Source organism: Salinicola sp., assembly GCF_982684285.1.
On record NZ_CEXLVS010000201.1, the window covers coordinates 1 to 7654 of the forward strand.

Genomic DNA, 7654 nt, shown 5'->3' on the forward strand with positions numbered 1-7654 from the left:
GACCACTACGGCGAGCGGGTCAAGCGGATGTTCCTCTACTATCTCGGCTCCTGCGCCGGCGCCTTCCGGGCGAGGGACCTCCAGCTGTGGCAGGTGGTCTACTCCAACGGTCGTGGCGGACGTTACGACTCGCCGCGCTGATACGGGCTACGGGCTGCCGCCTTCGGGCGGCAGCCTGTTTCCAAGGCGACAGATTTCAGCAGAATCGACTCTCCACTGACTGAGTCCTTACCGTCCTTCTGCTCGTCATTGCGAGGGGCAGGCCCGTCGCGCTCCTCTTTATCGACCAATAGCCGTTGTCAGGGAACTCATTGATTACTCCACCGCCGCCGGGGTCACATGAATCCCGAACAGGCTGGCTTCGCCGCTACCCCGGCCGGCCTCCTCGGGAGCCACCGCCTGCCCTTCCCGCACGATGACGTGGCCGCCCTGCCCCTGCTGGCCGCCGATCACGCTGCCGACCAGGTAGGTGGGGAAGATGCTCGGGTCGTTCTCGTAGTTGGGGTTGTGGATCAGGCCGATCATCTGGAAACGCCCGCGGGTATTGCGCAGCGACTCCAGCGAATCCTGGATCAGGCGGCGGTGAGAGAGCTTGGAGAACAGGCCATCGAGCAGGATGACACTCTCGCGGCTGGCCCGGGCCCGGCGCTTGTGGCTGCCGGGTAGCTCGCGCAGCTCGCGCTCGATGGCGAACTCGGAAAGCTTCACCAGCCACATCAGCGAGACCGCCTCGCGCTGGCCTTCCGACATGTCCTCGTTGAGCGAGAACAGTCGGCCGTGGGGGCGGATCGCATCGTGCTTGAGACGGATGGTGACGTCGCAGAACAGCCCGCGGTAGATGCGCCGGCGAATCTGGCGGGTCAGCTCGTCGTCGCGGCCGCCCTTGGCCTGCGCGCCATCGCCGGCCTGCTCCAGACGCCGCCGCTGGACCGCGAGATGGGCGTCGATGTCCGCCAGCAACTGCTGGATCAGCTCCCGCACCGACTCGTCGGCGATCAGGTCGGCCTTGACCTCGAAGTAGGCGCCACCGCCGCTGGAGCGTTTCGCGACACGCTTGAGAATTTCCAGATTGCCGGCCGCGTCGATGATGATCGAACTCAGGCGCTCGACCAGGGTGTCCTCGATCTGCTCCCGGGATGCGTGCAACCGGGCCACGCGCTGGCGATGCTCCTCCAGCTGCCCCCCCAACTGACGGTGCAGACCCCGCAGCGACTCCAGCGCCGCGTGGCTGACGCCCTCCAGCGTATCCAGCCGCGCGCGTTCGGTTTCGTTGAACAGCCGGCTGGCACTGGCCGACTCCAGCGACAGCGACAGCGCCTTCTCCCGGGCCGCCACATCGCGGGCCTGCCGCTCCCGGTTGCGGGCACGCTCGCCGAGGTTGAGCCCGCCCAGCCCCTCCAGCAGGGTCTGCCGACAGGTCTCCAAGGCCTCGAGATCGAAAGCGGCGGCATCCGTCTCTTGGTCGGGATCATCCAGCGCCGTCGCCAGCCACTGGCGCCAGTCGTCCATGGCCGCGTCGAGCCGTGGCGCGTCGACACCCACCGCCGGCCAGCGGGCCGTGGCGTCCGCGGCGGCACGCTCCAGCCAGCCCTCGGGCAGTTGACGCAACACCTCCAGCCACGCCACCGCCAGCTGGTCCACCACCGTCAGCGCCTGCTGGTGGCGGGCCACGCGGGCTTCCACCGCGCCCTGCTCGCGACCATTGGCCTTGCGCCGCTCCCGCGCCTCCTTGAGCGACTGCTTGAGGCGGCCGATGTCGCGTTCCAGGGTGCGATTGCCCCCCTGATCGTCGCGGACATCCAGGAAGGCCCGGATCCGCGCGAAATCGAAGTCGGCTCGTCGACTGGCCTGGGCCAGTGCGGCCGCCAGTGCCGTTTCCTGAGCCTCGGCATCGCGCATGAAGCCAGGCCCCTCTTCGGCGACGAACGCCGCCAGGCGGCGCAGGCGCTCGCGCTCCCCGTCGGCGAACAGATGACGCAGCTGCTCGCGACACTCGTCGCGACGGGCGTTCAACTCTTCACTCTGCAGCGCGATCTCGGCGAACCGCTCCTCGTACTCGGTCAAGGTCTCGGTCAGCGCCGCCAGACTGGCGTCGATCTCCTCGAGACGCTCGACGCCACCGGCCGTGGCGAATCGCTCCGCCGCCAGCCAGAGCTCACCGTGGGTCTCCAGCTCCCTGGCGGCCTGCTCGCGCTGCGGACTCAGCGTCTCGATACGAGCCGCGGCAGCCTCGCTCTCCTCGACGGCCGCTTCCAGCGCGGGCTCGCCGCCCTCCTCGAGGAAGCGCTGGAAATCGTCGATCGATTTCATCGCCGCTTCGCTCAGGCGCGGCTCGAGCGCCTGCCGTTCGCTCTCGGCCCGCTCGCGCTGCTCCTCCAGCGCCGCCAGTTGCACTTCCACATCCTGGCTGACCGCTTCCTCGGCCTGGAGCGCCAGACGGAAACGCTCGCCGTGGGGGTCGAGTCGCTGGACCTCGGCTTCCAGCGCCAGCCGGCGTTCACGGTCGACCGCGAGACGCTGCTGGGTCTCCTCCCGCAGCGCGGTCAGATAAGCGGGGTCGAGCGCGGCCTTGACCGCCAGCGTCTCGACGCCCTGCACCGCCCCCAGCGGCAGCTCGCCACGTGCCAGCGTCGCCTGCAGGCGATCGGCCTCGAGCACCGGAACGCCGCAGCCGGCGTCCACCAGGCACTGCGACGCTTCGCGGGCGTTGTCTTCACCTTCGACCACCGGCGCGAACAGCTGGCCGGCGGCCTGGGCCAGCCATTCGCGACGCTGGCCGTCTTCCGCCTCGATACCGGCCAGCACCTCGTGGAGGGGGCGAAAGGCGATCTCCCTGGCGGCGAGACACGCCCGGGCTTCGGCCTCGGAAGCGAGCCGGGCCAGCGGATCGCCGCTCAGGCTCTCGAGATACTGCTCGCGCGCGTCGATGGCGGCCGCCAGCGTCTCCTGCTCTCGCAGCAGGCGGGGGTAGCGCACCTTGGCATCCTTGAGCCAAGCCGAGGGCGCCTGTTCGCTGAACTCCCTGAAGTCGTGCAGCGCCTGCTGCAGGGTCCCGAGCTGCTGGCCCTGCTGGTCGAGTCGGTGCAGGCGATCCTGGGCTTCCCGTGACTGGCGATAGAGCGTGTCCCGCAGATGCACCGGCGAGGCCTCGCCGTGCCAGTGACGATAACGCTCGGCGGCGTCCCTGAGCGGCGTCAGCCGTTCGAGGCGCGCCTTGGCATCGCTCTGGGCCCGCCGACTCTCGGCCAGCGCCTGCTCGTGTTCTGCCAGCGCGTTCTTGCGTTCGCTCCAGAACCCCACCGCCGAGTGCTCGGGCCAGCGTTCGGCGAAGGTCTGCCAGGCCTGCCGGCCGGAGGCCAGCGGCGCCAGCTCCCCTTCCAGGCGCTGACGCTGCTCGCGTCGCGTCTGCAGCGCTTCGCGGATCGTCTCGCGCTGGGTGTCCAGCGAACTGGCCTGAGCGTCCCACTCGCCAAGCTGCGCTTCCAGACGCTCCCGCTGCGCTTCCTTGGTCGCCAGCAGCTCGTCGGGCGTGGTAGCGGGATGTTCGGCAGTGAACGCTTCGTACCACTGCGCCGGCTGCTTCAGCTCGCCCATCCGCCCCAGGTGGTCGGCATGGGCCTTGCGGGCCTCGGCCAGCCTGGCCTGTGCGCTGTCGCGGGTGGCTTCCGGCGCTTCCAGTTCGGCCTCGCTGAAGAGCCCCTCGGCCAGCGCCTGGGTGTAGACGCTCTGGTTGTCGATGAAATCGCGCTGGCGCGATTCCAGCTGCTCCCGCTCCTGCTCCAGCCGCTCCATCTCCTCATCGAGCTGTTCGGCATCGAGCCGCAGCGAACGGCGATACTCGCGGTCGGCGATCACCTCTTCGCGGAATCGGTTACCATCCATCGACTCGAACGCCTCGGCGGCGTCGTCGAGCAGGCCCAGCGCACGGTAGCGAGAGGCGTCGTCATTGAAGGCGTGGCTGTCCGCCAGCCAGGCCCGGGCCTGGTCGAACGAGACATGACCGATGTCGCGGGCCGTGATCCAGGTCGCCTGCGGCAGGTGGATCAGGCGACGATGCGTATCGACGCGCGCACCGCGTTCGGAAAGCGCCAGCCGCACGTTGCGTTCGGCCTGGCGCGACAGCCTGGCCAGCAGCCAGGTGGAGACCCGCGGGCGTTCGGTATCGCCAGCCGCCCAGGCGAAGCCGACGGCGTTGTCGGCCGCTTCCTTGGCGGGTGCGGCCTGCTCGGCGCTGCCGCTGCCTCCCGGCAAGCCCGGCAGCGGCGCCAGCGCCTGGCCGCCCAGCAGTCGCTCGGCCTCGAGCAGCGAGGCATCGAGTTCGGTCAACTGTCGACGCGCCTCGAGAAGCCCCTCGCCCTCTTCGTTCAGGGTGGCCAGCCGCTCGACCTTGTCGTCGGCGCGCTGCTGGTCGCTTTCGGCTTCCGCCAGCCGATGGCGCAGTTCGGTGATCCGGGTGCCGGAGTTGAGGATCACGTCCTCGATCAGCTCCTCCTCCTCGTCGGTCTCGCCGCGAGTCGCCCCGGACAGAATCTGCGGCGCCAGCACTTCGTAGAAGAAGGCCTGATCGGCCTTCTCGCCGGCCCGCGGCTTGATCGCGTTGAAGATCTGGCTCTTGTCGGCGCCGCCCTCCTTCTGGAACGCCGCCATCTGCGCCAGTTCACGGCGCGAGATATGCGCCCCCACCGCTTCCAGCCACTCCTCGCGGTTGTGGGCCCGGGTCACCCCCTGCGCACGCATCGTGCTCTGGAAGTCGGCATTGGCGTAGAGCGCCAGCTTGCCGTCACGGGTAATGTGATGCACCGGTGGTAGAACACCAGCCCGCTGCCGTCGCTGTAGCCGTTCATGCCGAACACGAAGGTCTCGCCGGCGACTTCCTCGCCGGCGACGGCCAGCATGTCGTCCTGCTGGCTGGCGCTGTCCTGGGCACGAAACTCGACGCGCAGGTGCGTCCAGCTGCGGCCCTCGCCGTTGACCTTCGACGGCGAGCACTTGCGCCGGGTGCGGGTCAGGAGCTGGCGATCGCGGGAGAGCATGCCGATCAGGGCCTCGGCCATGGTGGTCTTGCCGAAGCCGTTCTCCATGCTGACCGCGCTCGACTGCCCGCGCAGGTCGAGCAGCAGGTGACGCATCTTGGCTTCCCAGGGCGAGGCGATGTCACCGTGCTTGTTGAGCAGGTTGGCGATCTCGATACGGTTGATGACACTCACCGGCGATTCTCCTCGGCGTTCTCGGTCGTCGATCCATCCGTGTCGTCCGACGGCTCGTCGAACATGTCGGCGGCGCGCGTCTCGGCCTCTTCGGCGCTATCGGTGTCGGCATCTCGAGATCCGGCGTCCGTGATCCGATCCGGCGCCTCGTCAGCGGCGTCCTCGCCGGCGCCGTCGAAGGGCCGGTCCGAGGGCTCGGTGGAGGTCAGTTCGATCAGGTGGGTCAGATGGTTGACCCCGATCTGCTCGGCTTCCAGTGCCCCCAGCAGGGTCTGCTGCCAGACATCCTCGTCGGCAGCTTCGCGGACGGCCTCGAGGTGGCCGGCACGCACCAGCAGATCGATGAACGCCTTGACCCGACGGGGGATGTCCTCGCCGCGCTCGTCGAGCAGCACCCGACTGTTCTCCGGTGCCCGATCGCCGAGACCGCGCAGCGTCTCCAGTTGATCGCGCACCAGTTCGACCAGTTCGCGGGTGACGAACGTGGCCTCCTGACAGCGGCTGACGTCGGAGAGTGCGCGGTTCAGCCGGGTGTAGATCAGGGTATGCAGCAACAGCCACAGCTGCAGATACCACAGCGCCAGCTCGGCCCGGCTCTCCTGGCGCAGCTTGAGCGCCTCGAACACCGCTTCGCGGGTATAGAGCGGCGGCTGCTCGAGCTCGGGATCCGGCAGCAGCGCGAAGAACCGCGATCCCGGTGCGATGCCCGGATAGTCGCCGGACTCGAACGCCTTGAGCCGCAGCCCCTGGCCGGCGAGAAAGTCCCGCAACGCCTCGCGCTCGTTCTCCTGGGCGTCGTCGATCAGGGCACAGACGTCGCGCTCGGAGAGCTGGCCTTCCCGCGCGGCGCGGCGCTTGCGGCCGCCGCTGGGGACCCGTTCCGCGGTGCGGTAGCGCAACAGATAGGCAACGACCTCGCCCATTTCCATCATGTTCATAAATCAGACCTTCTGTTCTTTCGATGCCGTCGGCCGCAGACGCAGCGAGGGCGTCACCGCGCCCTCGATGCGGCGTCCGTCGGGCAGCGCGATCGCGAATGGGGTGTCGTCGATACCGACGCTCAGATGGTCATCGAGCAGTTGGGTGTCGACGAAGGTGTTGAGCAGTTGCGGCAGGCAGTCCAGGATTTCGGCGTGGGCCGGGTCCGAATCCGCCTCGAAGTGGTGCCAGCACTCGCTGAGGGCTTCCGGCAGCGACAGCGGCGACTGCCGCAGGCGCTGGCGCAGGGCCGGGCCACGCGCCTTGAGATAGCGCGCCAGCAGCGGATCGGCGCTGGGCTTGTCACTGGCCTCGTCGAATACCAGCGCCGCCCCGCTGCGCTCGGCGCGGCGGGTTTCCACCAGCGGCAGCAGCGTCTCCACGCGGGGCATCGCCACCTGCGTGCCGAGCGGCATCATTCGCGCCACCACCGCATCCTGCAGACGCTCGGGGGGCGGAGAGAGCAGCAGCTGGTGGGCCAGCCCGGCGAAGTCGATCACCCCCATCGACTGGATCCGCCCCTCGGCGATATCCGACAGCAGCTCGGACAGTCGCCGCGAGAGGTTCTCGATGGCGTTCAACACCCGCCCGATGGTGGCGGAGAGCATGCGCAGGTCCCACTCCTCCTCCTGCCGCTCGGCCCAGGCATCGAAATGCGCGATCAGGGTCGGCGTCGAGAGCTGCGACCGCGCGCTGAGCAGCGTGCTCTGGATGGTGCTCAGCGCATTGTGGTAGTGGCGCTCGTTGTCCAGCAGCGCGGCCAGCTTGCCCTCGTGGGTCGGATTCTCGCGGACCCGCCGCAGCTCCTGGGTCAGCGCGCGAATCGCCATCAGGATCTGCTGGGTGATGTCGGGGACCCGGGCGTAGTCCCCGCGGGAGAGCGCGGCAATGACCTTGGCGGCGTCATACTCCGAATAGAGCAGGTCCTCGACCTGGCTGGCCAGGGTGACCGCCTGGCGGCCGCTCGGGGTGAGGCGCACCTGGCCGGTCTGGCCCTGCTTCTCGATCAGCGCCGTGCGCTTGGTGCTGCGGCCGCTGCGCGTTCCCGGCGGGGTTTCGCCCTCACCGGCCCCGCTGTCGGCGGTATCCGCCTGCCACTCCCGATAGTGAATCTCGCTGGGGGTCGCCAGCAGATTGATGACGAAGCTCAGGTCGTCCGCGGGCAGCTCGGGATAGTCCCCTCGCAGGTGGGCCAGGCAGCGACGCTGGGTGACGAAGGCGCTGTTGGTGGCGAAGTCCACCTCGAGCAGGTAGTCCAGCAGCAGGCAGCCCAGGTCGAGCCAGTAGCCGTCGCGGAGGCCGCGACGCTGCTCCTGGGAGACCTGGACGAAGGGCGAGCCCGGTTCGTGGGCGCTGTCGTGTAGATCCAGCAGCCGCGTCGTCGCGACCAGCAGCTTGTTCCAGGCGGTCATGTCGACTCCAGACGGGGAACAACGAGAGAAAGCGCAGCATTATGCCAAGGATGGCCT

The 7654-nt window shown here is 68.9% G+C and carries 4 protein-coding genes; all 4 read right to left on the reverse strand.

The annotated features are described in order from the left end of the window. Positions 1–315 precede the first annotated feature (315 nt). From AC3AYF_RS15675 to AC3AYF_RS15690, 4 genes are read right to left on the reverse strand one after another with little or no spacing between them, the layout of a single operon-like run. Positions 316–4800, reverse strand: coding sequence for a coiled-coil domain-containing protein (locus AC3AYF_RS15675; RefSeq protein WP_487779973.1), 4485 nt, complete (start codon positions 4798–4800; stop codon positions 316–318). Next, a complete protein-coding gene (locus AC3AYF_RS15680; RefSeq protein WP_487779974.1) occupies positions 4719–5207 on the reverse strand; it encodes a hypothetical protein in 489 nt (162 codons plus the stop codon). The genes AC3AYF_RS15675 and AC3AYF_RS15680 overlap by 82 nt, the downstream gene beginning before the upstream one ends. Continuing rightward, the gene (locus tag AC3AYF_RS15685) at positions 5204–6145 is read right to left on the reverse strand and encodes a hypothetical protein (RefSeq protein WP_487779975.1); all 942 of its coding nucleotides are present in this window, start codon (positions 6143–6145) and stop codon (positions 5204–5206) included. The genes AC3AYF_RS15680 and AC3AYF_RS15685 overlap by 4 nt, the downstream gene beginning before the upstream one ends. 3 nt (positions 6146–6148) lie before the next feature. Next, positions 6149–7597: a hypothetical protein gene (locus AC3AYF_RS15690; RefSeq protein WP_295038143.1), complete on the reverse strand. Its 1449-nt coding sequence runs from the start codon at positions 7595–7597 to the stop codon at positions 6149–6151. Positions 7598–7654: the final 57 nt, after the last annotated feature.

Excerpts from the sequence above, each read along its gene's own strand:
- AC3AYF_RS15690 (WP_295038143.1), bottom strand. The coding sequence starts at position 7,597 with ATGACCGCCTGGAACAAGCTGCTGGTCGCGACGACGCGGCTGCTGGAT.
- AC3AYF_RS15685 (WP_487779975.1), bottom strand. The coding sequence starts at position 6,145 with ATGAACATGATGGAAATGGGCGAGGTCGTTGCCTATCTGTTGCGCTAC.